At 70.4% G+C, this 22,963-nt stretch carries 24 protein-coding genes; 9 read left to right on the forward strand and 15 right to left on the reverse strand.

The features are described 5' to 3' along the window. Positions 1 to 19: 19 nt before the first annotated feature. Entirely contained in the window at positions 20 to 1,258 is a 1,239-nt protein-coding gene (locus ACIRB1_RS25980; RefSeq protein ID WP_352179424.1) for a MurT ligase domain-containing protein, read from the reverse strand. Positions 1,259 to 1,412: 154 nt separating this feature from the next. Here ACIRB1_RS25980 and def point away from each other — a divergent pair, with 154 nt between their 5' ends. Continuing rightward, positions 1,413 to 1,958: a peptide deformylase gene (gene def, locus ACIRB1_RS25985; protein ID WP_403467175.1), complete on the forward strand. Its 546-nt coding sequence runs from the start codon at positions 1,413 to 1,415 to the stop codon at positions 1,956 to 1,958. Between the two features lie 89 nt (positions 1,959 to 2,047). Here def and ACIRB1_RS25990 read toward each other — a convergent pair whose 3' ends face one another. Next, positions 2,048 to 2,692 carry a TetR family transcriptional regulator gene (locus ACIRB1_RS25990; protein WP_352179422.1) on the reverse strand — a complete coding sequence of 215 codons (645 nt, stop codon included), beginning with the start codon at positions 2,690 to 2,692 and terminating at the stop codon, positions 2,048 to 2,050. Positions 2,693 to 2,861: 169 nt separating this feature from the next. Here ACIRB1_RS25990 and ACIRB1_RS25995 point away from each other — a divergent pair, with 169 nt between their 5' ends. Continuing rightward, the gene (locus tag ACIRB1_RS25995) at positions 2,862 to 4,088 is read left to right on the forward strand and encodes an acyl-CoA dehydrogenase family protein (protein ID WP_352179421.1); all 1,227 of its coding nucleotides are present in this window, start codon (positions 2,862 to 2,864) and stop codon (positions 4,086 to 4,088) included. 129 nt (positions 4,089 to 4,217) lie between these two features. On the opposite strand, the gene ACIRB1_RS26000 is transcribed toward ACIRB1_RS25995, so the two are convergent. The 8 genes from ACIRB1_RS26000 to ACIRB1_RS26035 all read right to left on the reverse strand — a co-directional run bounded on the left by ACIRB1_RS26000 (position 4,218) and on the right by ACIRB1_RS26035 (position 12,088). After that, on the reverse strand, positions 4,218 to 4,739 hold the full coding sequence (locus ACIRB1_RS26000) for a cupin domain-containing protein (RefSeq protein ID WP_403467176.1): 522 nt from the start codon (positions 4,737 to 4,739) through the stop codon (positions 4,218 to 4,220). Positions 4,740 to 4,746: 7 nt separating this feature from the next. Next, positions 4,747 to 5,961 (reverse strand): cytochrome P450, encoded by a 1,215-nt coding sequence (locus tag ACIRB1_RS26005; protein ID WP_403467177.1) that lies wholly within the window; start codon positions 5,959 to 5,961, stop codon positions 4,747 to 4,749. Between the two features lie 7 nt (positions 5,962 to 5,968). Next, positions 5,969 to 7,033 carry a type III polyketide synthase gene (locus ACIRB1_RS26010; RefSeq protein WP_352179418.1) on the reverse strand — a complete coding sequence of 355 codons (1,065 nt, stop codon included), beginning with the start codon at positions 7,031 to 7,033 and terminating at the stop codon, positions 5,969 to 5,971. A gap of 288 nt (positions 7,034 to 7,321) precedes the next feature. After that, positions 7,322 to 7,558 carry a DUF6213 family protein gene (locus tag ACIRB1_RS26015; RefSeq protein ID WP_059198358.1) on the reverse strand — a complete coding sequence of 79 codons (237 nt, stop codon included), beginning with the start codon at positions 7,556 to 7,558 and terminating at the stop codon, positions 7,322 to 7,324. A gap of 25 nt (positions 7,559 to 7,583) precedes the next feature. Further along, complete coding sequence (locus ACIRB1_RS26020; protein WP_403467178.1) at positions 7,584 to 8,969, reverse strand: NADP-dependent succinic semialdehyde dehydrogenase; 1,386 nt, start codon at positions 8,967 to 8,969, stop codon at positions 7,584 to 7,586. A 74-nt stretch (positions 8,970 to 9,043) separates the two neighbouring features. Beyond that, entirely contained in the window at positions 9,044 to 9,520 is a 477-nt protein-coding gene (locus ACIRB1_RS26025; protein ID WP_403467179.1) for an NUDIX domain-containing protein, read from the reverse strand. Then, complete coding sequence (locus ACIRB1_RS26030; RefSeq protein WP_352179415.1) at positions 9,517 to 11,055, reverse strand: ATP-dependent DNA ligase; 1,539 nt, start codon at positions 11,053 to 11,055, stop codon at positions 9,517 to 9,519. The genes ACIRB1_RS26025 and ACIRB1_RS26030 overlap by 4 nt, the downstream gene beginning before the upstream one ends. 73 nt (positions 11,056 to 11,128) lie before the next feature. Continuing rightward, on the reverse strand, positions 11,129 to 12,088 hold the full coding sequence (locus ACIRB1_RS26035) for an NAD(P)/FAD-dependent oxidoreductase (RefSeq protein WP_403467180.1): 960 nt from the start codon (positions 12,086 to 12,088) through the stop codon (positions 11,129 to 11,131). Between the two features lie 79 nt (positions 12,089 to 12,167). Here ACIRB1_RS26035 and ACIRB1_RS26040 point away from each other — a divergent pair, with 79 nt between their 5' ends. From ACIRB1_RS26040 to ACIRB1_RS26065, 6 genes are all read left to right on the forward strand, one after another. Further along, complete coding sequence (locus tag ACIRB1_RS26040; RefSeq protein WP_352179413.1) at positions 12,168 to 12,749, forward strand: XRE family transcriptional regulator; 582 nt, start codon at positions 12,168 to 12,170, stop codon at positions 12,747 to 12,749. Between the two features lie 199 nt (positions 12,750 to 12,948). Further along, on the forward strand, positions 12,949 to 13,950 hold the full coding sequence (locus ACIRB1_RS26045; protein ID WP_403467181.1) for an NADPH:quinone oxidoreductase family protein: 1,002 nt from the start codon (positions 12,949 to 12,951) through the stop codon (positions 13,948 to 13,950). Further along, a complete protein-coding gene (locus ACIRB1_RS26050) occupies positions 13,947 to 15,182 on the forward strand; it encodes an acyl-CoA dehydrogenase family protein (RefSeq protein WP_403467182.1) in 1,236 nt (411 codons plus the stop codon). The genes ACIRB1_RS26045 and ACIRB1_RS26050 overlap by 4 nt, the downstream gene beginning before the upstream one ends. Further along, positions 15,179 to 16,252 carry an acyl-CoA dehydrogenase family protein gene (locus ACIRB1_RS26055; protein ID WP_403467183.1) on the forward strand — a complete coding sequence of 358 codons (1,074 nt, stop codon included), beginning with the start codon at positions 15,179 to 15,181 and terminating at the stop codon, positions 16,250 to 16,252. Before ACIRB1_RS26050 ends, ACIRB1_RS26055 begins: the two co-directional genes overlap by 4 nt. Positions 16,253 to 16,432: 180 nt before the next feature. Beyond that, positions 16,433 to 17,296 carry a phosphatidylinositol-specific phospholipase C/glycerophosphodiester phosphodiesterase family protein gene (locus ACIRB1_RS26060; protein WP_403467184.1) on the forward strand — a complete coding sequence of 288 codons (864 nt, stop codon included), beginning with the start codon at positions 16,433 to 16,435 and terminating at the stop codon, positions 17,294 to 17,296. Between the two features lie 125 nt (positions 17,297 to 17,421). After that, positions 17,422 to 17,616 carry a hypothetical protein gene (locus tag ACIRB1_RS26065; protein WP_403467185.1) on the forward strand — a complete coding sequence of 65 codons (195 nt, stop codon included), beginning with the start codon at positions 17,422 to 17,424 and terminating at the stop codon, positions 17,614 to 17,616. Positions 17,617 to 17,682: 66 nt separating this feature from the next. Here the strand turns inward: ACIRB1_RS26065 and ACIRB1_RS26070 are convergent, their stop codons facing one another. Together ACIRB1_RS26070 and ACIRB1_RS26075 are read right to left on the reverse strand one after the other, a co-directional pair. After that, entirely contained in the window at positions 17,683 to 18,921 is a 1,239-nt protein-coding gene (locus ACIRB1_RS26070; protein ID WP_403467186.1) for a phosphodiester glycosidase family protein, read from the reverse strand. Positions 18,922 to 18,996: 75 nt separating this feature from the next. Continuing rightward, entirely contained in the window at positions 18,997 to 19,356 is a 360-nt protein-coding gene (locus ACIRB1_RS26075) for a DUF779 domain-containing protein (RefSeq protein ID WP_328832918.1), read from the reverse strand. Between the two features lie 501 nt (positions 19,357 to 19,857). Here ACIRB1_RS26075 and ACIRB1_RS26080 point away from each other — a divergent pair. Then, positions 19,858 to 20,523, forward strand: coding sequence for a LuxR C-terminal-related transcriptional regulator (locus ACIRB1_RS26080; protein ID WP_403467187.1), 666 nt, complete (start codon positions 19,858 to 19,860; stop codon positions 20,521 to 20,523). Here the strand turns inward: ACIRB1_RS26080 and ACIRB1_RS26085 are convergent. The 3 genes from ACIRB1_RS26085 to ACIRB1_RS26095 are packed head-to-tail and all read right to left on the reverse strand — an operon-like array spanning position 20,484 to position 22,857. Beyond that, positions 20,484 to 21,518: a DMT family transporter gene (locus tag ACIRB1_RS26085; protein WP_403467188.1), complete on the reverse strand. Its 1,035-nt coding sequence runs from the start codon at positions 21,516 to 21,518 to the stop codon at positions 20,484 to 20,486. The two genes, ACIRB1_RS26080 and ACIRB1_RS26085, sit on opposite strands and share 40 nt — an antisense overlap. Further along, positions 21,515 to 22,051, reverse strand: coding sequence for a MarR family winged helix-turn-helix transcriptional regulator (locus tag ACIRB1_RS26090; RefSeq protein WP_403467189.1), 537 nt, complete (start codon positions 22,049 to 22,051; stop codon positions 21,515 to 21,517). Before ACIRB1_RS26090 ends, ACIRB1_RS26085 begins: the two co-directional genes overlap by 4 nt. Before the next feature lie 44 nt (positions 22,052 to 22,095). Continuing rightward, positions 22,096 to 22,857 (reverse strand): sulfotransferase family protein, encoded by a 762-nt coding sequence (locus ACIRB1_RS26095; protein WP_403467190.1) that lies wholly within the window; start codon positions 22,855 to 22,857, stop codon positions 22,096 to 22,098. Positions 22,858 to 22,963: the final 106 nt, after the last annotated feature.

Consider the following 22,963-nt stretch of genomic DNA (forward strand, 5'->3'; position numbering starts at 1 on the left):
TCAATTCGTCCTCTGAGTGTCAGTTGCCGACGCGGCGGCGCAGGTCCTGGAACGCGGTGTAGTTCGCGATGACCTCGATGCGGCCGGGCGGGGCCATCTGCACGGCCTGATCGAGGTTGTCGCAGACCTGGAAGTGCTGGCCCGCCACTTCCAGACGGACCGCGAGGTCCAGCTTGCGGTCGCCCACGACGAAGATGGGGTGGCCGGTCAGTCGGGTGTAGTCGACATCCCACAGCCACGAGGTGTCGGTGCCGTCGGCGCCGCGTGCGTTCACCGAGAGGATCACCGGGGTCGGCGGGGGATCGATCAGGCTGAACGTCTCGAGCCAGCCCGCCGGGTTCTTCGCCAGCAGCAGCCGCAGATCGCGCTGCATGAACTGGACGACGTCATAACGCCCGGCGACGGCCTGCACGCGGTACATCCGCTCCAGGGCGACCTGTGGCGGCACCCCGAACACGGCGGCGACGGCGGCGGAGGACGCGGCGTTGGCCTTGTTGGCACGCCCGGGCAGCTGAAGGTGGATCGGCCAGGCGGAGCCGTGCGGGTCGAGGACATGGTCCCCGGACAGCGCCCAACTCGGGGTGGGCCGACGGAATCCGCACTCGCCGCAGAACCAGTCGTCTCCGGGACGCTGCATCACGCCACCGCAGGACGGGCAGGACCAGGCGTCGTCCTTCCACATCTGCCCGGCGGCGACCCAGATCACGTTCGGGGAGGAGGAAGCGGCCCACACGACCAACGGGTCGTCGGCGTTGGCGACGATGACGGCCTTGGAGCCCGACAGCCCCTCACGCCAGTTCTCCGCGAGCATGCGGGTCTCGGCCGCGCGGTCGAGCTGGTCGCGGGAGAGGTTGAGCAGGGCGATGCACTTGGGGTCGGTGTCGCGGGCGACGCCGGCGAGGTATTTCTCGTCGACCTCGATGACACCGAACTTGGCGTCCGAACCGCCGGCCAGAGCCGAGGTGATGCCGGCGGGCATGTTGGCGCCCAGCGCGTTCGAGACGACGGGTCCCGCGGCCCCGAGGGCCTCGGCGATGAGCCGGGTCGTGGTCGTCTTGCCGTTGGTCGCCGAGACGAGCGTCACATCCAGGCTCTGCGCGAGCCTGGCGAGCAGGTCGGGGTCGAGTTTGAGTGCCACTCGGCCGCCGATCACCGATCCGCTGCCCCGCCCCGCTGCACGGGATGCCGCCGCGACCGCCTTGCCCGCCGTCACGGCCAGCTTGGCCCGCGGCGTGAGCGGGTCCGAGTTGCCTGCCATCAGTTCTCGATCCTCCTTGCGTACGCGCCGCGCCTCTGCCTCCGGCAACGTGGTGTGGACCTCAGCCTATCGAGATCCTTATCGGTGCCTGAACCGTGGCACCGCGAACGCCTCGCGGCGGGCGTGCGCCGTAGAGAACCGTACCCTTGCGCCCATGCGATACGGCTCCATCCCGGGCGCCCGCGGGCGAGTCCGTCCCCTCATCCTGCTCGGCGACCCTCTGCTCCATACCCCGTGCGAGGAGGTAACAGACTTCGGGCCGGAACTCGCCCGTCTCGTAGAGGACTTGTTCGCCACGATGTACGCCGCCCGGGGCGTCGGCCTCGCTGCGAACCAAGTCGGCGTCCCCTTGCGGGTGTTCGTCTACGACTGCCCCGACGACGAGGAGACCCGCCACCTCGGCCATGTGGTCAACCCGCGCCTGGTCGCGACGGACGGCGTGGTGCTGAGGGGCCCGGAGGGCTGCCTCTCCCTGCCGGGCCTGGAGGCCGGAACCGAGCGCTACGACCACGCGGTCGTCGAGGGCTTCACGGCGACCGGCGACCCGGTCACCATCCACGGCACCGGTTGGTTCGCCCGCTGCCTCCAGCACGAACACGACCACGTGGAGGGCCGGGTGTACGCGGACCGCGTGACGGGGTGGCGCCACAAACGCCTGATGCGACAGGCAGGCCGGGCGTCATGGCACAGGCCGGAGTGACGTCTTCAGAGGCGCGGGGCCGAAGCGACGTGCGGCTCCGCTGTGCGGGCGCGACCGGCTCCCACGCACCCGCACATCGCATACGACCGTCAGAACCCCGGCCCACCGACCCTGTCGCCGGCGGCGGCCAACCGGCCCCACAGCAGATCAGCCAGACTCCGCACCAACTCGCCCCGCGAACACGGCCGTTCCCCCAGCCACCAGTCCCCGGCCGCATGCATCATCCCGACGATGCCGTGACCCCACACCCGGGCGAGCTGCTGACTGTTGGGCCCGAGGTCCACCCGCTCCTCGATGACCTGGGCCAGCTCCTCGCCCATCCGCCGCAGCAACGGAACGGAGTGGTTGCCGGTGTCGAACCCCTGATCCGCGGTCTGCCCGCCCTCGACGGGGTGCATCAGAAAGCGGTACACCTGAGGAAGCGCCTCGATCGCGGCGAGGTAGGTGTCGAGCGTCGCCTCGACCCGCTCCCGGCGTTCGGCCGGAGCGTCCAGCGCCGCCCGCAACGAGGACAACAGGGCATCCGTGTGCCGCTTGGCGAGGGCCGCGTACAGTCCACCCTTGTCCCCGAAGTGCCGGTACAGAATCGGCTTGGTGATGCCCGCTTCCGCGGCGATCGCGTTCATCGAGGCCTGCGGACCATCACGCAGCACCACTCTGTCCGCGGCCTCCAGCAACTCGCGCCGTCGGCGATCGGCGGACCGTTGCTGATCGGTCCGCTGCGTGGTGTCCATGTGCTCTCCCCACCCGTGCTGAATCGGTGACGCCTGCGCAAAGTAACACTCAATGGCCCCAACACCTCGAACGGGCTGCCGAGTGGTCATCGGGAGTTGACTTTTCCTACCCGTCGGTAACAGACTTCGGTTACCGCAAGTAACATGCTAGTGCGCCGCTGGAGGAGTCATGGCCGAGTTCACCATGGAACTCAACGACGAACAGAAGGAGGTGCGGGACTGGCTGCACGGCTTCGCCGCCGACGTCATCCGCCCCGCCGCCGCCGAATGGGACGAGCGTGAGGAGACTCCCTGGCCGGTCATCCAGGAGGCCGCGAAGGTCGGCATCTACTCCCTGGACTTCTACGCCCAGCAGTACTTCGACCCCACGGGCCTCGGCATCCCGATGGCCATGGAGGAACTGTTCTGGGGCGACGCGGGCATAGCCCTCTCCATCGTCGGCACCGGCCTGGCGGCCGTCGGCGTCCTCGCCAACGGCACCGAGGAGCAGATCGGCACCTGGATCCCGCAGATGTACGGCGACGCCAACGACGTGAAGGTCGCCGCCTTCTGCTCCTCCGAGCCCGACGCCGGTTCCGACGTCGCCTCCATGCGCACGCGCGCCGTGTACGACGAGGCCAAGGACGAGTGGGTGCTCAACGGCACCAAGACCTGGGCGACCAACGGTGGGATCGCCAACGTCCACGTCGTCGTCGCGGTCGTCGACGCGGACCTCGGCTCCAAGGGCCACGCCTCCTTCATCGTCCCGGCCGGCACGCCCGGTCTGTCCCAGGGGCAGAAGTTCAAGAAGCACGGCATCCGCGCCTCGCACACCGCCGAGGTCGTCCTGGAGAACGTGCGCGTCCCCGGTTCCTGCCTGCTCGGCGGCAAGGAGAAGCTGGACGAGCGCCTCGCCCGCGCCCGTGAGCGCGCGAAGGCCGGCGGCGAGCGGGTGAAGAACGCGGCGATGGCGACGTTCGAGGCGTCACGCCCCGCGGTCGGCGCGATGGCGGTGGGCACGGCACGCGCCGCGTACGAGGTCGCCCTCGACTACGCGAAGACCCGCGAGCAGTTCGGCCGCCCGATCATCGACAACCAGGGCGTGGCCTTCCAGCTCGCCGACATGCGTACGTCCATCGACGCGGCGCGGCTGCTCGTGTGGCGGGCGTCCTGGATGGCCATCAGCGGCAAGCAGTTCACGGCGGCCGAGGGCTCGATGTCGAAGCTGTTCGCCAGCGAGACGGCGAAGAAGGTCACCGGCCAGGCGATCCAGATCCTCGGCGGCAACGGCTACACCCGCGAGTATCCGGTCGAGCGGATGCACCGGGACGCGGCGATCTACACGATCTTCGAGGGCACGAGTGAGATCCAGCGGCTGGTGATAGCGCGGACGTTGGCCGGGATGCCGATCCGTTGAGTGGAAACCCGCGGGCCGGTGGGGGATGAGCGCGCGCCCCTGAAAGACCGGTAGCTGGGGGTCTTCTAAGGGGCGCGGGGAACTGCGCGACCAGCCCCCACCGGGCCCGCAGCCACACAACGACGTGCGCTACCGGTGCTTCAGCGGCGTCAGCTGCTCGATGTCATAACGCGACCGCAACTCCTCGATCGCCGCATGATCCGGCGGCCCCCCACCCCCGAGGATCTCCAACAGCTCCTCGAAATACCGCTCATGGTCGGGCGGCGGAGACGCCTGGAAGAACATCTTCGCCGCCGTCTCCGTCGGGTTGGAGAACGCGTGCGGACAACCGGGCGGTACGGCGATCACCGTCCCCGGCGTCGCCCGCACCACCCGGGACCCCGAACCGGACTCCCAGCGCTGCCAGTTGTCAGGCGTCCGGACCCGCGGCTCGAAGGCGAGGACGTCCAGCTCGCCCTCGAGCACGTAGAACAACTCCTCGCTGCGGGTGTGCACATGGGCCCCGACATCGAACCCCGGCGGCACCACCACCTCGAAGGTCGACGAGGTCCGCGAGTGCGAGCCGGTCACCTTGAACGTCACGTGCTGCGCGGGCGTCTGGACGACCCGGCCGTGACCGGGCGGCACGAGCAGCCCCTCCGTCGCCGTCATCGGCACCTCACCATGTCACGGGCAGTGCCTCGGGCCCGCGGATCAACGCGCCCTTCTTGAACGGGACTTGACCGGCCGGTACCGCGAGCCTCAGCCCGGGCAGCCGGTCCAGCAGGGCGTCCACCAGCAGCTCGGACTCCAGCCGGGCCAGCATGTTGCCGGGGCAGAAGTGCGGGCCGAAGCCGAAGGACACATGCGGGTTCGGGCTGCGTGAGAAGTCGATCTTCTCGGGGTCCGGGAACACGTCCGGGTCCCGGTTCGCGGCCAGGTACGACACGTACACCGGGTCGCCCGCCCGCATCCGCACGCCTCGGATCTCCACGTCCTCCATGGCGATCCGGGACAGCCCGACCGCGTTGCGGTGCGGGATGTAGCGCAGCAGCTCGTCGATGGCCTGGGGCCTCGACTCCGGTTCGGCGCGCAGCCGTTCGACGAGATCCGGGCGGGTCAGCAGCAGGTAGAACATCTGCCCGCTGTTGTTCGTGACCGCCTCGCCGCCGATCTGGAGCAGCACCGCGAGCCCGACCGCCTCCTCCAGCGTGATCTCCTCCCGGCTCACGGCGGCACCGAGCAGCGAGGCCACGTCCTCGCCGTCGCTGCCCTCCCGCAGCCCGATGAGGTCACCGAAGTAGGCGCCCATCTCCTGCTTCGCCTTCTCGCTGACCTTGGCGCCGTGCGAGGAGGACAGGATGAGCTGGGTCCAGGTGTGCATGCCGTGCCGGTCGGCCGCCGGCACACCCATCAGCTCGCAGATCACCGCGATGGGGAAGGGGCTCAGCACGGTCTCGGTGAGGTCCGCGGGCGGCCCGTGCTCCAGCAGCTCGTCGATCAACTCGTCGAGCAGCAGCCGGGATTGGTCCCGCACCCGCTCCACCCCGCGCGCCGTGAACGCCGGGGCGACCGAGCGCCGTAGCCGCGTGTGGTCCGGTGGGTCGAGGAAGCCGACCGCGCCGCGCGCCGGGATGAAGTGCGGCGCGAGCCGGGTCACCGGCTGGTCCATCACCGCCTCGCGGCTGAACCGTGGGTCGTTGGTGACCATCCGCACGTCGTCGTGCCGAGTGACCAGCCACGCCCAGCCCTCGCCGTTGGGCAGTTTGATCCGGTTGACCGGACCCTCCCGCATCAGCTTGGCGAGGACCGGGTCGAAGTCCACCCCGGTCAGGTCGAGCGCCGGCCAGGGCCGGACGGGGGGCAGCGTCTCGGTGAGCGTCTCTTCAGTCATGCCGTACTCAAGCCGTCTCTCGGTCGTCGCTGTGCCAGCGGCCCAGGGCCATCTCGGCGGTGATACCGGGTCCGAACCCGGCGAGGAGCCCGCGTGCCCGGTGTTCGGCGCCGCCCTCGTCGAAGAGCCGGCGCAGCGCGTCCAGCACGACGGCGCTGGCGATGTTGCCGTACTCGGTGAGGGTGGCCCGGCTGAACCGGAACGCGTGCGGGTCGACCTGGAGGAACTTGCTCAGGTCGTCGAGTATTCGGGGCCCGCCCGCGTGGACTATGTAGAAGTCCAGGTCGGCCGCGTCCCAGCCGTGCAGTCCCGCGAGGTCCTGGAGCGCCGGTGCGAGGGGCTCCATGGTGGCCGGGACCCGCTTGTCCAGCAGGAAGTGGAACCCGGTGGCCCGGACGTCGTACATGATCCACTCTTCGGTCTTGGGGATCAGGTACGACCCGTTGCGCTCCAGCTGGATGCCCGTCCCGCCGCGCCCGCGGACGACCGCGGCGGCGATGCCGTCGCCGAACAGGCCGTTGGAGAGCAGGGAGCCGATGCCGAGGTCGGTCGGCTGGTAGCACAGCGAGCAGAACTCGCAGGCGACGATGAGGGCGTTGGCCTCGGGGTAGGCCGTGCAGAAGTCGTGCGCCCGGTTGATGGCCGCGCCGCCGGCCGCGCAGCCCAGCTGGGCGATGGGGATCTGGCGGGTGGTGGAGTCGAACGCCATCTCGTTGATCAGCCAGGCCGTGAGCGAGGGCATCATGAAGCCCGTGCACGAGACGTAGATGATCACGTCGATGTCGGTGGTGAGCAGCTCCGCCTCGTCGAGCGCGCGCTGTACGACCGAGGGGACACGGGCCTTCGCCTCGGCCGTGTAGATCTTGTTGCGGTCCTCGAACCCGGGGTGCTTCAGGGTCTCCTCGATGGGCTGCACGATGTGCCGCGTGCGCACACCGGTGTTCTCGATCAGCCGCAGGGCCAGCGGCAGGTTGGGGTGGTCCGCGTGACGGGAGCGCGCCAGCTCCAGCGTCTCCTCCATCGTGATCACGTGCTCGGGAACCGACACCGAGGGTTTGCACAAAGTCGCCATGAACCGTCCCTGCTTTCGCCTTCCGGAAGGCTTTCGCCCGCCGGTCAGAAGGTGGTTCACCTCAGAGGGTGGTGCACCCACGATCACCCCTGAGGACGACGATCTCGCGGTGGACTACTCCAATTCAGGGACCCCGTGTAAAGGTCGGATCAGCACGCGATGACCAGAAACCCCGTCGTATCCCGCGTCGCGACCGGCACCGTCCGGCTTTCCGGCACACGCCGGGAGCAACCCCCCAGGGGCGCGGGGAACTGCGCGACAAGCCACGACGAGCCCGCACTCGCGAAACTACGAAGCGCCCCCGCTGCTGTGCGCGATGCACGCGACGTCGATCCGATCCGCCAACTTCGCCAGCTCGATCGTCAACGCGGCCACCGTGTCCTCATCGAGCCCCTCCTCCCCGGCCTCGACAAGGTGCAGCCACCGCCCACCCACGGTTCGCAAAAGCTTGCTGACATCGGCGGCAGCCACCTGCAAGGTCCCGCGGTCGTCGACGATCAGAGGCAGAGTCACTTCGCGGTTCACAGAGGGGATCGTAGCCGCGGAACGCTCACGCTCCGTGCCATACCGTGGTGATGTTGCAGAACTCGCGGATTCCGTGCCCCGACAGTTCTCGCCCGTACCCGGACCGCTTCACCCCGCCGAACGGGAACGCCGGATGCGAGGCGGTCATCCCGTTGAAGAAGACCCCACCGGCCTCCAGGTCCCGTACGAACCGCTCGACCTCCGCCTCGTCCCGCGTCCACACGTTGGAACTCAGCCCGAACGGCGTGTCGTTGGCGAGGAGGACGGCCTCGTCGAGGTCGGCGACCCGGTACAGCGTGGCGACGGGTCCGAACGTCTCCTCGCGGTGGATGCGCATCTCGCGGGTGATGTCGGTGAGGACGGTCGGCGGGTAGAACCAGCCGGGGCCGTCCGGCCGCTCACCGCCGCACAGCACGGTCGCCCCGCTCTCCACCGCGTCGTCGACGAGTTCCTCCAGATCGCCGCGGCCCGCCTCGCTCGCGACCGGGCCGACCTCGGTCTCCTCCTCCAGCGGATCACCGACCGTGAGCGCCTTCATGCCGGCCACGAACCGTTCGGCGAACGCGTCGAAGACGTCCGTGTGCACGATGAACCGCTTGGCGGCGATGCACGACTGCCCGTTGTTCTGCACGCGCGCGGTCACTGCGACCTGTGCGGCCCGCTCGATGTCGGCGGACGGCATCACGACGTACGGGTCGCTGCCGCCCAGCTCCAGCACCGTCTTCTTCACCATGTCCCCGGCGACGGACGCGACCGCACGCCCCGCGGGCTCACTGCCGGTGAGGGTGGCCGCCTTGACCCGCTCGTCGCGCAGGATCTCCTCGATCGCGCCGGAGCCGACCAGCAGGGTCTGGAACGCGCCCTCGGGGAAGCCCGCGCGGTGGAAGAGGTCCTCCAGATAGAGGGCGGTCTGCGGGACGTTCGACGCGTGCTTGAGCAGACCGACGTTGCCCGCCATCAGCGCGGGCGCGGCGAAGCGGATCACCTGCCACAGCGGGAAGTTCCACGGCATGACGGCGAGGACGGGACCCAGCGGCCGGTAGCGGACCAGCGCCCGTGCACCGCCCGAGTCCTTGACGTCGGCGGCCGAGGGTTGCTCGTCGGCGAGCAGTTCCGCCGCGTGGTCGGCGTACCAGCGCATCGACTTCGCGCACTTGGCGGCCTCCGCGCGGGCCTGCTTGACCGGCTTGCCCATCTCGGTGGTCATGATCCGGCCGATGTCCTGCTGGTCCTCGTCGAGCAGGTCGGCGGCCCGGTGCATGAGCCGGGCACGCTCGGCGAACGCGGACGTCCGGTAGGTGCGGAACGTGGCCTCGGCGAGCTGGAGCCGGCGCTCGATCTCCTCGGCACCCATGGCCTCGTACGTCTTGAGTGTCTCGCCGTTGGCCGGGTTGACCGTCGCGATGGGCATGGCTGACCTCCTGGAGCGGGCTGTGCTTCGACCTTCCCGCGCGGCGCGGGGGACCGCAACGCGTGCGCGGCCCTTCAGCCCGAGTGCTCCGCCAGCCGGTCGAGAAACGTGGCCTGTGCTGTGACGACGACCTCGCGCGCCCGGTCGAGGCTCAGCCACTCCACCCGGTCCAGCTCGGGGAACTCCTGGATCTGCCCCGACTTCGGCGGCCACTCCATCCGGAAGGTGCCCGGCACCATGGCCGCGGGGTCCAGATCCGCCTCGATCGCCCACGCGGTGACGACCTTCCCGTTGGCCTGCCGCACCTCGCCCAGCTCGATCGCCTCGCCGTCGGGCGGCGCGATCCCCAGCTCCTCCTGGAACTCGCGCCGGGCCGCGTCCCAGGCGGGCTCGTCCGGCTCGTACTCGCCCTTGGGCACACTCCACGCCCCCGCGTCCCGGCGCGCGAAGAACGGGCCGCCCATATGGCCGAGCAACACCTCCAGCCCCCGATCGGTGTGCCGGAACAACAACAGCCCGGCGCTCCGCTTCCCCCTCGTGTCCCCGCTCACGGCGTCACCTCCGGATGCGCCGCCAACAACGTCTCCACCGAGTCCGCCTCCTCCGCCCGCTTGTCCTCCCGATACCGCACGACCCGCGCGAAACGCAGCGTCACACCGGCCGGATAACGGCTCGACCTCTGGAGTCCGTCGTAGGCGATCTCCACGACGAGTTCGGGCCGTACGGTCACCACATGACCGTCGCTCCGAACGGCCAGCTCCTGGAGGCGCTCGGTCTGCCAGGTCAGCAGGGCGTCCGTCATGCCCTTGAAGGTCTTGCCCAGCATCGCGAAGGAACCGTCCGAACTCCGGGCGCCCAGATGGAGGTTGGAGAGTTTGCCGGTACGGCGGCCATGGCCCCACTCGGCGGCCAGGACGACCAGGTCGAGGGTGTGGACGGGCTTCACCTTCAGCCACGAGGCGCCCCTGCGGCCCGCGTTGTAGGGGGCGTCGAGCCCTTTCACCACGACCCCCTCATGGCCGCGCTTCAAGGTCTCGGCCAAGAAGGCCTCCGCCGCGGGGATGTCCTCCGGGCCGGACACGAGCGTCCGGCGGACCCGCATCGGCTCGGGCACCAACCGGGCCAGTTCCGCGTGCCGTTCGGCGAACGGGAGGTCGAGCAGGTCGCGGCCGTCGACGGACAGCGCGTCGAAGAACACGGGGGAGACCGGCACCGTCTCGGCGGCCGTGGCCACGTCCACCCGGGAGCCGACCCGGCCCGCCGTCTCCTGGAAGGAGCGGGGCCGCCCGTCCGCGTCGAAGGAGATCACCTCGCCGTCCAGGATGAACCGCTCGCCTCGCAACTCGAGCGCGGCGGCGGTCAGTTCGGGCAGCCGGTCGGTGATGTCGTCGAGGGTGCGGGTGTAGAGCCGTACGGCATCGCCGTCGCGGTGGACCTGGACGCGGATGCCGTCGAGCTTCTCCTCGACCGCGCAGTCGCCCAGCTTCTCGACCGCCTCCGCGACGGATGTGGCGCTGTGCGCGAGCATCGGCAGGACCGGGCGGCCCACGGTCAGCCGGAAGCGGTCGAGGGACGCGGGGCCGGCGGCGAGCAGGGCCTCGGCCACCGTCTGGAGCGAACCGGCCAGCATCACGGCCCGCCGAACATCGGCTGCCGGCACGTCGGTTGCCTGGGCCAGGCCCTCCACGGCGACCGCGTCGAGCGCGCCCTGCCGGACCTCGCCGGTGATGAGCCCGAAGAGGAAACGCTGCTCGTCGGCGGTGGCCGCGCCCATCAACTCGCCGACCAGGCGGGCGCGTTCGGCCTGCGAACCGGCGCCCGACACCGCACCGAGGGCGGTGAGCCGGGCGTCCACCTCGCGCACGGTGAGGGTGGGTTCGGCGGCCGGTTCGACCGACTGACTCAGCACCTTCCAGCCGATGCCGAGCCGCCCCTGCGGGAGCCGGCCCGCCAGATACGGGATGACGATCGGGACGTCGTCGGCCTCCGCGTCCCGGAAGAGCTCCGCGAGCAGAGCGATCTTCCGGGACCGCGCCGAGGTGGCGGCGACCTCCTGGGACACCTGCGCGAGCCGGGTCAGCAGCATGCAGCCATCCTGCAACGGGCGCGGCCGGTCTACACCCGGACGGCGGCGATGCCCGTACGGATGGGGGTCCGCTCTAGGCGCGTACGGTCGCGTCGAGGTCGGCCATCAGCAGGTCGCCGTTGATCGTGGCGCCCGCCCGGTACCCGGCGGAGGCCGCGTTCACGACCTGCTCCCCGAAGCCCATCGCGTTGCCGACCGCCCACACGCCGGGCACGGTCGTCAGGCCCGTCGGGTCGACCACCGGGTACGCGCCGAACGGGGTCTCCTGGAGCTCGGCGCCCAGCTTCTCCAGCAGGCCGGTCTGCGGGACCGCGCGGGGCGCCACGAACACGGCCTCGCGCGGGTGTGTGGCGCCTCCACCGGAGTGAGTGCCGGCGGCGAGGCGGACACCGGTGAGCCGGTCGTCCTCGACGACCAGCTCCGCGACCTCGCCGGGCACCACGGCGACCCCGGCGGCGGCCAGCCTGCGCAGGTCGTCGTCGCTCAGCTCGGACTCGGCGACCGTGTGCAGGAACAGGGTCACGTCCTTCGACCACTGCGAGACCATCAGTGCCTGGTGCACGCTCAACGGAGTCGTCGCGAGCACCCCGAACGCCTGGTCACGGACCTCCCAGCCGTGGCAGTACGGGCAGTGGATCACGTCCCGCCCGAAGCGCTCGGCGACCCCGGGGACGTCCGGCAGCTCGTCCTTCAGCCCGGTGGCGACGACGATCCGGCGCGCGTGCACGGTCTCCCCGCCGGCCAGCGCCACGGCGAAGCCGTCGCCCTTCGTGACGTCCACCGCGCGGTCGCGGACCAGGTCGACGCCGTAGCGCGCGATCTCCTCGCGGCCCAGGGCCAGGAACTCGGCCGGGGACATGCCGTCCCGGGTCAGATAGCCCTGCATGTGCGCGGCGGGCGTGTTGCGCGGCTCGCCCGCGTCGACGACCAGGGTGCGGCGCCGGGACCGGCCCAGCACCAGGGCGGCGGAGAGCCCGGCCGCGCCGCCGCCGATGACGACCACTTCGTAGGTCCCGGTGTGTGTCTCGGTCATGGTGACCACCTCCGCCCCCGAAGGTCGCGCCTCCCCTGCCGTATTGACAAACACGTTTGCCGAAACTGCAATATCGAGCATGAACGACGACACGGACGACGTACTCGCGGAGGTCGGCCCCCGGCTGCGCCGCATCCGCAAGGAGAAGGGCGAGACCCTTGCCGGCCTGTCGGAGACGACCGGCATCTCGGTCAGCACGCTCTCCCGCCTGGAGTCCGGGCTGCGCAAGCCCAGCCTGGAACTGCTGCTCCCGATCGCGCGCGCCCACCAGGTCCCCCTGGACGAACTGGTCGGGGCCCCGGCGGTCCGCGACCCCCGCGTACGCGCCGAACCGATCGTCCGAGGCGGCCGTACCCACTGGCCCCTGACCCGCCAGCCCGGCGGCCTCCAGGCGTACAAGGTCCTCGAACCCCAGCGGAAGGACGAGCCCGACCTGCGCACCCACGAGGGCTACGAGTGGCTGTACGTGATGTCCGGACGCCTGCGTCTGTTGCTGGGCGAGCACGACGTGGTGCTGGGGCCCGGGGAGGCCGCCGAATTCGACACCCGGGTGCCCCACTGGTTCGGCTCGACGGGCGAGGGGCCGGTGGAATTCCTGAGCCTGTTCGGCCCGCAGGGGGAGCGGATGCACGTCCGCGCACGCCCCAAGCAGGGCAAGTGAGAGCGCCCTTTCGGGGGCGCGGGGCCGTATCGAGGCGCGGCTGCGCCGCGTGGGCGCGACCGGCGCGCACCGGGCGGATGGCCGAGGAGCCACCCGCACCCGCCGGAGGGTGACGCACCCGACTGTTCCCTGATCGGCAAGCGACCGCTTAGTATGCACCCGACCCCGGTCAGACAGAGCAGTCCCGTGGAGGCTCCGCATGCAGGCATGGCAAGTGCACGAGAACGGCGAGCCGAGTGAGGCGATGCGCCTGACGGAGGTGGAACGACCCACGCCGGGCGAGGGCCAGGTCCTGCTGAAGGTACGCGCGGCGAACATCAACTTCCCGGACGTCCTGATGTGCCGAGGCCAGTACCAGGTCAGGCCACCCCTGCCGTTCACCCCCGGCGTGGAGATCTGCGCCGAGACCGAGGACGGCCGCCGCGTGATCGCCAACCCGGTGCTGCCGTACGGCGGCCTGGCGGAGTACGCCGTCGCGGACGCCGCGGGCCTGCTGCCCGCCCCCGAGTCGCTGGACGACGCCGAGGTCGCCGCGCTCCATGTCGGTTACCAGACAGGCTGGTTCGCCCTCCACCGCCGCGCCCGTCTCGAGGCCGGCGAGACCCTCCTCGTGCACGCCGCGGCCGGCGGTGTGGGGAGCGCTGCCGTCCAGCTCGGCAAGGCGGCCGGCGCCACCGTCATCGGGGTCGTCGGCGGCGCCGACAAGGCCGCCGTGGCACGGGAGTTGGGCTGCGACGTCGTGATCGACCGGCGGACGCAGGATGTCGTCGCGGCCGTCAAGGAGGCCACCGGCGGACGCGGTGCCGACGTGATCTACGACCCGGTCGGCGGCGACGCCTACACGCAGTCCACGAAGGTCGTCGCCTTCGAGGGCCGGATCATCGTCGTGGGCTTCGCGAGCGGCACGATCCCCAGCCCCGCCCTCAACCACGCCCTCGTGAAGAACTACTCGATCCTGGGCCTGCATTGGGGCCTGTACGCCACCAAGAACCCGAAGCTGATCCTCGACTGCCACGAGCAGCTCACCGAACTCGCCGCCCGCGGTGTCGTCAAGCCCCTGGTGAGCGAGCGCGTGCCGCTGAGCGGTGGCGCCGCAGCCGTGCAGCGGCTCGCCGACGGCGTCACGACCGGCCGGGTCGTCGTCGTGCCCTCGCTGGACGCGGCGCAGGCCGCCTCGCCGGAGAACGGAGCCGCCGCATGAGCGAAGAGACCACGGGCGCGGCCTCGGCCGAACTGCGCCGCCGCACCCAGGAGTTGCTGGCCGCGCACCCGCCGCTGGAGACCGAGAAGCAGGACTTCCTCAAGGCCCGCTTCGACGCGGGACTGGCCTGGGTGCACTACCCCGAAGGACTCGGCGGACTCGGTGCCCCGCGCGCTCTCCAGGCCGTCGTGGACGCCGAGTTGGCGGCGGCCGGGGCCCCCGACAACGACCCGCGCCGGATCGGCATCGGCCTCGGCATGGCCGCGCCGACGATCCTCCGCTTCGGCACCGACGAGCAGAAGAGCCGCTTCCTCAGGCCTCTTTGGGTCGGTGACGAGGTCTGGTGCCAGCTCTTCAGCGAGCCGGGCGCCGGCTCCGACCTGGCCGCGCTCGGCACACGCGCGGTGCGTGAGGACGCGGGCTCCTCCCGGTCGGGCGAAGGCGAGAGCGGGGGAGACTGGATCGTCAACGGGCAGAAGGTGTGGACGTCCAGCGCCCACCTCGCCCGCTGGGCCATCCTCATCGCACGCACCGACCCGGACGTGCCCAAGCACGCGGGCATCACCTACTTCATCTGCGACATGACCGACCCGGGCGTCGAGGTCAGGCCGCTGCGCCAGATCACCGGCGAGGCCGAGTTCAACGAGGTCTTCCTCACCGACGTCCGTATCCCCGACGCCCATCGCCTCGGCGCGGTCGGCGACGGCTGGCGGGTCGCGCAGACCACGCTGATGAACGAGCGCGTCTCGATCGGCGGCATGCGCATCCCGCGCGAGGGCGGCATGATCGGCCCGATCAGCCAGACCTGGCGCGAGCGCCCTGAGTTGCGCACCCACGACCTCCACCAGCGCCTCCTGAAGCTCTGGGTCGAGGCCGAGGTCGCCCGCCTCTCCGGCGAGCGGCTGCGCCAGCAGCTCGTAGCGGGCCAGCCCGGCCACGAGGGCTCCGGCATGAAGCTCTCCTTCGCCCGTCTCAACCAGGAGATCAGCGGCCTGGAGGTCGAACTCCGGGGCGAAGAGGGCCTGTTGTACGACGACTGGACCATGCGCCGCCCGGAACTGGTCGACTTCACCGGCCGCGACGCCGGCTACCGCTACCTTCGCTCCAAGGGCAACAGCATCGAGGGCGGGACCAGCGAGGTCCTGCTGAACATCGTCGCCGAGCGCGTCCTGGGCCTCCCGGCCGAGCCGCGCACCGACAAGGACGTCGCCTGGAAGGACCTCGCCCGATGACGGATCTGCTGTACTCGGAGGAGGAAGAGGCGCTCCGCGCCGCCGTCCGGGATCTGCTCACCGACCACTGCGACGCGGCGAGCGTGATCGCCCGCACCGAGTCGGACGCCCCGCACGACCTGTCCCTGTGGAAGTCCCTCGCCGACGGCATGGGCCTCGCCGGTCTCCTGGTGCCCGAGGAGCGGGGCGGCCAGGGCGCCACCCACCGTGAAGTCGCCGTCGTCCTGGAGGAGTTGGGCCGCGCGGTCGCCCCCGTCCCGTACCTCACCAGTGCGGTCGTCGCCACCGAGGCGCTCCTCGCGTCCGACGCGGACGACCTCCTCGCCGAGCTCGCCTCCGGCCGGAAGATCGGCGCCCTCGCCGTTTCCCTGAGCCTCGCACCGGGCGCGGCCCACAAGACCGTACGGCTCGAAAACGGCTCCCTGCACGGGGAGTTGACCGGCATCGCGGACGCTGCCGCCGCCGATGTGCTGCTGGTGCCGGGTGCGGACGGCGGGCTGTACGCCGTCGACGCGGGTGCCGTGACCGTCGTACCGCAGGTGTCCCTCGACCTGACCCGGCCGCTGGCGCGCGTCGTGTTCGACGGGGCCGCCGGGCGTCGCATCGGGGACGCCGAACCCGCCGTACGGCGTGCCCTGCGGGCCGGGGCCGGGCTGCTCGCGTCCGAGCAACTGGGCCTCGCCGACTGGACGTTGACGGAGACGGTGCGGTACCTCAAGGAGCGCAAGCAGTTCAACCGGCCCGTCGGCGGGTTCCAGGCGCTCAAGCACCGGCTCGCGCAGCTGTGGCTGGAGGTCGTCAGCCTGCGGGCCGCCGCGCGCAATGCCGCCGACGCCCTCGCGACCGGTGACGACACCGATGTGGCGGTCGCCGTCGCGCAGGCCTACGCGGCGTCCGTCGCCGTCCACGCGGCCGAGGAGGCCGTCCAGTTGCACGGCGGCATCGGCATGACATGGGAGCACCCGGCCCACCTCTACCTGAAGCGGGCCAAGGCCGACTCGATCGCCTACGGCACCGCGGGCGCCCACCGCGAGGCACTGGCGGAACTGGTCGATCTGCGCGCCCCCTGACCGCCGGCCGTCCCTTCGGTGAAGCCCGTCCCACCTGGGGCGGGCTTTTCCGTGCGCCCCTGCCGAAGGAGTGAACACGCGAGGGCAGTCCGGCCAACTCCTGGCATGTACAGGTTCGTTGCCGTGCGCACAGCCTCATACTCCCTGTGGTTCTAGCCCGCCCCCACACGGAGGAACACCATGGCCCTCATCACCCGTCGCAGAGCGCTCACCGGGCTCGGCGCCACCCTCGCGGCCGTCCTCGCCCCGCCCGCGGGCAGCGCGTTCGCCGGCGAACAAGGCCACCGTCCGCGGCCGTTGTGGCGCGCCCACGCCCACAACGACTACGAGCACCCCCGCCCGCTCTTCGACGCCCTCGACCACCGCTTCGGCAGCGTCGAGGCCGACATCTTCCTCGTCGGCGACCAGCTCCTCATCGGCCACGACGCGACCGAACTCGACCCCAGCCGCACCCTCGAATCCCTGTACCTCGAACCGCTCTCCGCCCTCGTGAAGGCCAACCACGGCTCGGTGTACCGGGGTTGGCACAAGCCGCTGCAACTCCTGATCGACATCAAGACCGAGGGCTCCTCGACGTACCTCGAACTCGACCGCCATCTCCAGCGCTACAAGCACCTGTTCACGACCTACGTCCACGGACGCGTCCACCCCGGAGCCGTCACCAACGTCATCTCCGGCGACCGCGCCGCCCGCATCCCGATGGAGGCGCAGACCGTGCGCCGCGCCTTCTACGACGGCCGGCTCGCCGACCTCGGCAGCTCGGCGCCCGCCTCCTTCATCTCGCTCATCAGCGACAACTGGCAGACCAACTTCACCTGGCTGGGCACCGGCACCTTCCCCGACGCCGAGCGGCAGAAGCTGCGCTCCATCGTCCGGCAGGCGCACGCGCACGGGCAGACCGTACGGTTCTGGAACACCCCGGACGCGGCGGGCCCCGCCCGTGACGCGCTGTGGGACGAACTGTTCACTGCCGGTGTGGACTTCCTCAACACCGACGACCTGGCCGGCCTGGAAGCGTTCCTGGACGCGCGTCGCACGGCGTGACGCCACACGGACGGTCACCACACGTTCGGGGGACACGTCAGCAGCCCGGATGAACCCTCCGCTACGCCACACTTGCGGCCGAACGCCGTGAAACAGACATGGCGGCGTGGCGGAGGAGGGTGACGATGGCCATTTCCATCTCTGTGGTGCTGCTGCTCCTGATCCTTGCGGTGATCTTCATGCGCAGCGGCGGGCTGAAGCCCTCCCACGCGCTGATCTGCGCACTGCTCGGGTTCTTCATGGCGAGCACCAGCATGGCGCCCACGATCCACACTGGCCTGACGGCCACCGCGGACCTGGTGAGCGGCCTGCGTCCGTGAGATCGGCCGGTTGGCCGGTCGGCTGATCAGCCGGTCGATCAGTCGGTCGGTCAGTCGGCCGGTCGGTCATTTGGTCGAGAAGACCCCGACGCCGTTCGGTACGGGACGTTCGGCGCCCCCGCTGGGATGGTTGCGGACCGTGACGGCGCTCGCGCCGGACGCGCGGGCGACCAGGGTCGTCGAGCCGCCGCCGTCCAGGCTGAAGGCGTCCACCGAGCCCAACTTCCGCATCTGGGCGGCTACTTCGGCGATCGTGAGGCCAGTGCGGTAGGCGACCGCGCCGTCCGTCGCGAACAGCAGCAGACGGTGGCCGCCGTCGGCGATGCCCACGGCGGTGCGTACGGCCGAGGTCCTGTCGTCGAGACCGGCCAGCGGCTGACCGTGCCGCAGCACCGGGTAGCCGCCGATGGCGAAGCGGTACGGGACCCCGGACCTCGATGCCACGAGCCGGTGCCGCACCTCGACCCACTCGCCCTTGGACAGCTTGCGAAGCCGCTGCGCGCCCGCCTCACGGCCGACGAGGACGGTGGTGCCCGCCGCGATGGCACCGCTGCCGGGAGTGTTGGAGGCCGATACGACCCGGCCGCCGCGAACCGTCACCTCATAGGTGTCCGCACTACAGGCGGCGGCCCGGTCCGAGTCCGAGCCACATGTGGCGCGCACCCGGGAGACACTGCCCCACTGTGTGGTGAACGCAGCGATGGAGTTCTCCGCCAGCGCGTACTGGTTGAATCCGCCGAGTGTCAGCCGGCTGTGCGGGGTACGGACCGTCCCGCTCAGGGCGAGGCTGTCCAGCCGGGCCACCCGGTCGACGCCCACACCGAGCACGTCCCGGGTGTTCGTGCCGGGCGGCAGCGCGGGCCCGAAGCGCTGGCCGTCCGGCACCGCCCCCTTGAGCGCGACACCGCTCGCGATCGCCGGTCCGTCCGTGGCGCCGGTGGCCTCGACGCCCGGGTGCTGGGTCTCGGTGATGTTGAAGAAGTCACCGTTGACACCCGCGACCGCGCCCGCCGCGCCGGCCAGCTGCGAGACGGGCTTCCGGGCCGCGACCGCTCCCGGGTACAGCAGGTTGACGCGCACATGGGCGTTGCGCAGGTCCACGACGACCACATGGGCGTGGGTCACACCCTTGGCCGCCGCGATGTCGAACTGCTCGTAGGTGACACCCGGCGCGAGCCGCGTGGCCCTCGGCGCGGCGTCGGCCGGTGCCGCCCCGACCAGGGCGGCGCCGGCCAGCGCGCCGAATGCCGTGAGGTAGGTGGTTACAAATCTGCCTGCTCTTAAACGTGTTTGACGGTGCGTCACAGAGTCCCCTGAGGTCTCGTCAACTCTCTCTGGTCTCAGGGGAAGTGCAGCAGATCGCGGTGACCGGTGGGGCTGCTAGGCGCCGACTACACGGGAACGGGTGAGAAAACGCACCCCCTCGGGTGCCTCCAGCGAGAAACCGCTGCCGCGCCCTGCTACGACGTCCACGATCAGCCGTGTGTGGCTCCACACCTCGTACTGGCTGCGCGAGATCCAGAAGCTCACCGGCTCCGCCACGCCGTCGACCTCCAGCTCGGCGAGCAGCACGTCCGAGCCGCCGGTGCGGAACTCGCCCTCCGGGTAGCACATGGGCGCGCTGCCGTCGCAGCAGCCGCCGGATTGGTGGAACATCAACGGGCCGTGCACCGAGTGGAGTTGGCGCAGCAGGTCGGCCGCGGCGGGGGTGAGTTCGACGCGCGGGGTGGTGTCGTCCATGTCAGCCGTCCCAGGGAGCCGGTGGGGGTGGTGCAGGTGCCCCAGCACAGCACACACAAGGTTGCGAGAGGGTTGCGTGCCGCCCACCCCGACGCGCCTTCGCCGCCGGAGCCTTCACCGGCGGGGTGATCCCGGAGATCGGCCGGAGATCGGATGGGCCCAGGAGCTGCGCGTCCGGCAGCCGTATTTCCGATATTTCCGATCTCGCGGTGGCCGAAATTCAGTGGTGCCGGTTCCGGAGGGCGTGTCCGCTTGGTGATGGGGAAGCAGAGAATCGTCCGATGTTCGTTGCTGTTGACTGTTGCTGTTGTCTGTGGCGGGCACCGACATGATCGACGATCACGGAATCCGTCCACGATTTTCCGGATGGTTCACTTCGCGGGCGGTATGCCTTTACATGCACTTGGTTGCGACCGTGTAACTTTGGATTTTATGCTCGGTAACAAATTGTGCCGGTAGTCGGTTTCGGAATGTTGTGGGAGAGTCGGGAGACGCGGATCAATGGCAATGACAGTGCTCGTGTGCGACTCGGTTCCTGTCGTGCGGGACGGCCTCAAGTCGCTCCTTTCCGAGGCGCCGGACGTCACGAGAGTCTCCGCGACCGGAAATGCCGTCGAATGTCTCGTCATGACCCGGAAATTAAAGCCCGACGTGCTGATAACCGACCTCAGTCCCGAAGGCATGGACGGCGTCGATTTCGTCCGCCGGGTGATCCGGGAGAACGCGCAGGAGCGAGACGGGCGGCCCGGTGTCGTGGTCTTCGCCAGTGACATGACGGACCGGGTGATAGAGAAGCTGTTACGGGCCGGGGCGATCACCCTCCTTGAGAAGGAGACCGGGCGGGAAATGCTGCTCACCGCGGTCAGGGCGGCGGCCCGGGGCGAGGTGATGCTCGCGCCCCATGTGACCGGAAGGCTCGTCCGCTGGTTCAGGAGCCGGGAGTTCGGGCCGGACCGCGCCCCCGATCCCCAGGTCGAGTCACTGACGCCGCGTGAGCGGGAGATCCTCGTGCTCGTGGGGGAGGGGCTGCCGATAGAGGAGATCGCCGCGAAACTCGTCATCGGTTCGGCGACCGTCCGTACCCACATCTACCGGCTGCGGCACAAGCTCAACGTGCGGGACCGCGCTCAGCTCGTCTCCTTCGCCCACAGCGCCGGCTTGCTCTGAGGACTCGGTTCGTCGGACCGTACGGACCCTTCGGCCCTCTCGGATTCCGCCGACCCCGTCAACTCCGCGGATTCCGCCGACTTCTCCGGCTCCGCCGACGGCACCTCGATCAAGAACATCGCCGCCACCACCAACGCCCCGCCCACCAGCGTGGAGACCGTGAGGCGTTCGCCGCCGACGACCACGGCGAACAGGCCCGCGAAGACCGGCTCCATGGTCAGGACCACCGCGGCCTGCGTCGCCGTCACATGCTTCTGGGCCCATGTCTGCACCATGTACGCGAACGCCGAGGCCAGCACCGCCGTGACGAGGACCGCCATCCAGGTGCTGCCGCTGTGGGGCGGACGTACGCCGTGAGGGGCCGCGCCGATCAGGCACATCAGCGACGCCGTCGTCAGCTGAACCACGGTGAGGGCGTAGGCGTCCCGGCCAGGGGACCAGCGGCCCAGCGCCAGCAGATGCAGCGCGAAGAAGAGCGCGCACAGCAGGGTGAGCGCCTCCCCGGAGCCGAACGAGACCCCGCTGAGCGTGATCAGCGCCAGCCCCGCGGTCGCCGTGAGGGCGGCGGCCCAGGCCGTCAGGGACAGGTGCTGGCGGAACAACGCCCAGGCCAGCAGCGGGGTGATCACCACGAACAGGCCGGTCAGGAAGCCGCTGACGGCCGCCGACGTGTGCTGAAGGCCGAGGGTCTGGAGGATGTACGACATCCCCAGCAGGAACCCGGCCCCCGCGCCGCGCGCCAGGGTGCCCCGGTCGATACGCCGTAGGACGGACGGGCGGATCGCCGCCATCACCACCGCGGCGAGCGCGAACCGCCAGGTCAGGAAGTCGAAGACGGGCATGCCCACGGTGGCGTCCTTGACGACCAGGAACGTGGCGCCCCAGACGGCCGTGACGAGCAACAGCCCGACCACGGCGGTGAGTCGTAACCTGCTGTGCGCCGCGTCCTCGCGCGCCGGCCGGAGCCGGAACCTGCCGTTCAAGACGCCGTTCATGACGGTCCTTTCGTCCGGATGACGACCGCCGTGTCGACCGGGCACGTCTGCTTGGGGCACTCATCCAGGGCGCACATGCGGCAGATGCGTTGTCCGTGGTCGGCGTCGGTCGTCAGATGGGCCAGCATCCGTTCCAGGAGGCCGGTCAGCACCGTTCTCTCGCGCGGCCGGAGCACGGACATCGCTTCGTTCATCAGGCCGCCGCGCAGCTCCAGTAGCCGCTTCGCCTCACGTGTTCCCTCCTCGGTGAGGAAGATGGCCACCTTGCGGCCGTTGGCAACCGGTTCCCGCCGCGCCTTGCCGTCGCGTTCGAGCCGGTCCACCAGGCGGGTCGCCGCGGACTGGGTCAGACCGAGCGGCCCGGAGATCTGGTCGACGCCCGCGCCGGGCTCCTGGAGCAGATACGTGAGGGCGGCAGGCGTCGCCCCGCTCTGCCCTGACGCGCTCTCGCTCGCCGCCCGCTGAGCGTCGCCCAGCGCGGTGACCAACGCCCCCAGCAGGTTCCCGGTGCGGCCGTCCAGTGAAGCGTCCATACCATCGACGATGCATGACTCATGCATGAGTGTCAACCGCTGGGTCAGCCCCGCGGTGACAGCCGGTGCCGGCGCAGCTCCTCGTAGTACGGCAGCTGCCGACGGTGGAAGTCGGCCAGTGCCGGGTGGTTGTCCACGGTGAACTCGTACTCCCGGGGCGCGCGTGTGAAGCCGCCGCTCCGGCGCGCGTCCTGGTGCCACTGCGGGGCCTTCTGCCACTCCTCGCGCGTCCGGGTCCCCCAGTTCAGGGTGTCGGGGACGAAGGGGAGCCCGACCCGGGCGCAGTACTCCCTGACCGTGTCGGAGGGGTGGTCGAGCAGGTCGTCGGAATCCACCACGACGGGGACCTCGCCGGTCGCCGTACCGACCGCCTCGAAGAGTTCGTGCAGCCGCCCGAAGCCGATCCCTTCGGCCGTGACGTCGGGGTCGAGCGCGTAGTGCGAGGCGATGACCTCGTCCGGCCTCCGGATGATGAACGTGTGCCGGGCCTCCGTCAGGAAGCGCTGGTCCGCCAGCACCCCCGGGAAGCGGAAGTCCGTCGTGTCCTTGAAGAAGACCGGGGTGGTCCCGGCCAGTGCGCGGATGGCCTCGATCAGCCCCGCCTCGGTGTCGATCGTGCGGCCCGCCACCTCCGTCGAACCGAAGTCCTTCAGATGGGAGAAGGGCTCGTGCAGCGTGGTGAGATCCTCGCGCTCCATCATCATGCGCAGGAACGCGGTGGAACGGGATCGGGGCGCGCTCCACATCGCGATAATGCGCGGATTCTCGGTCGGGACCGAATCGTTCGCCCGGGTTGAATTCTTCATTGATCCACCGTCGCTCATTGATCCTCCTTTGCTCATTGATCCTCCTTTCGCAGTCGGACCGTAGCACCGAGTCCGTGTGCGGTTGAAGGGTGCGCCCGGGTCATCA

It is taken from the genome of Streptomyces sp. NPDC096013, from assembly GCF_044763565.1.
In the GTDB taxonomy this organism is placed as follows: Bacteria; Actinomycetota; Actinomycetes; order Streptomycetales; family Streptomycetaceae; genus Streptomyces.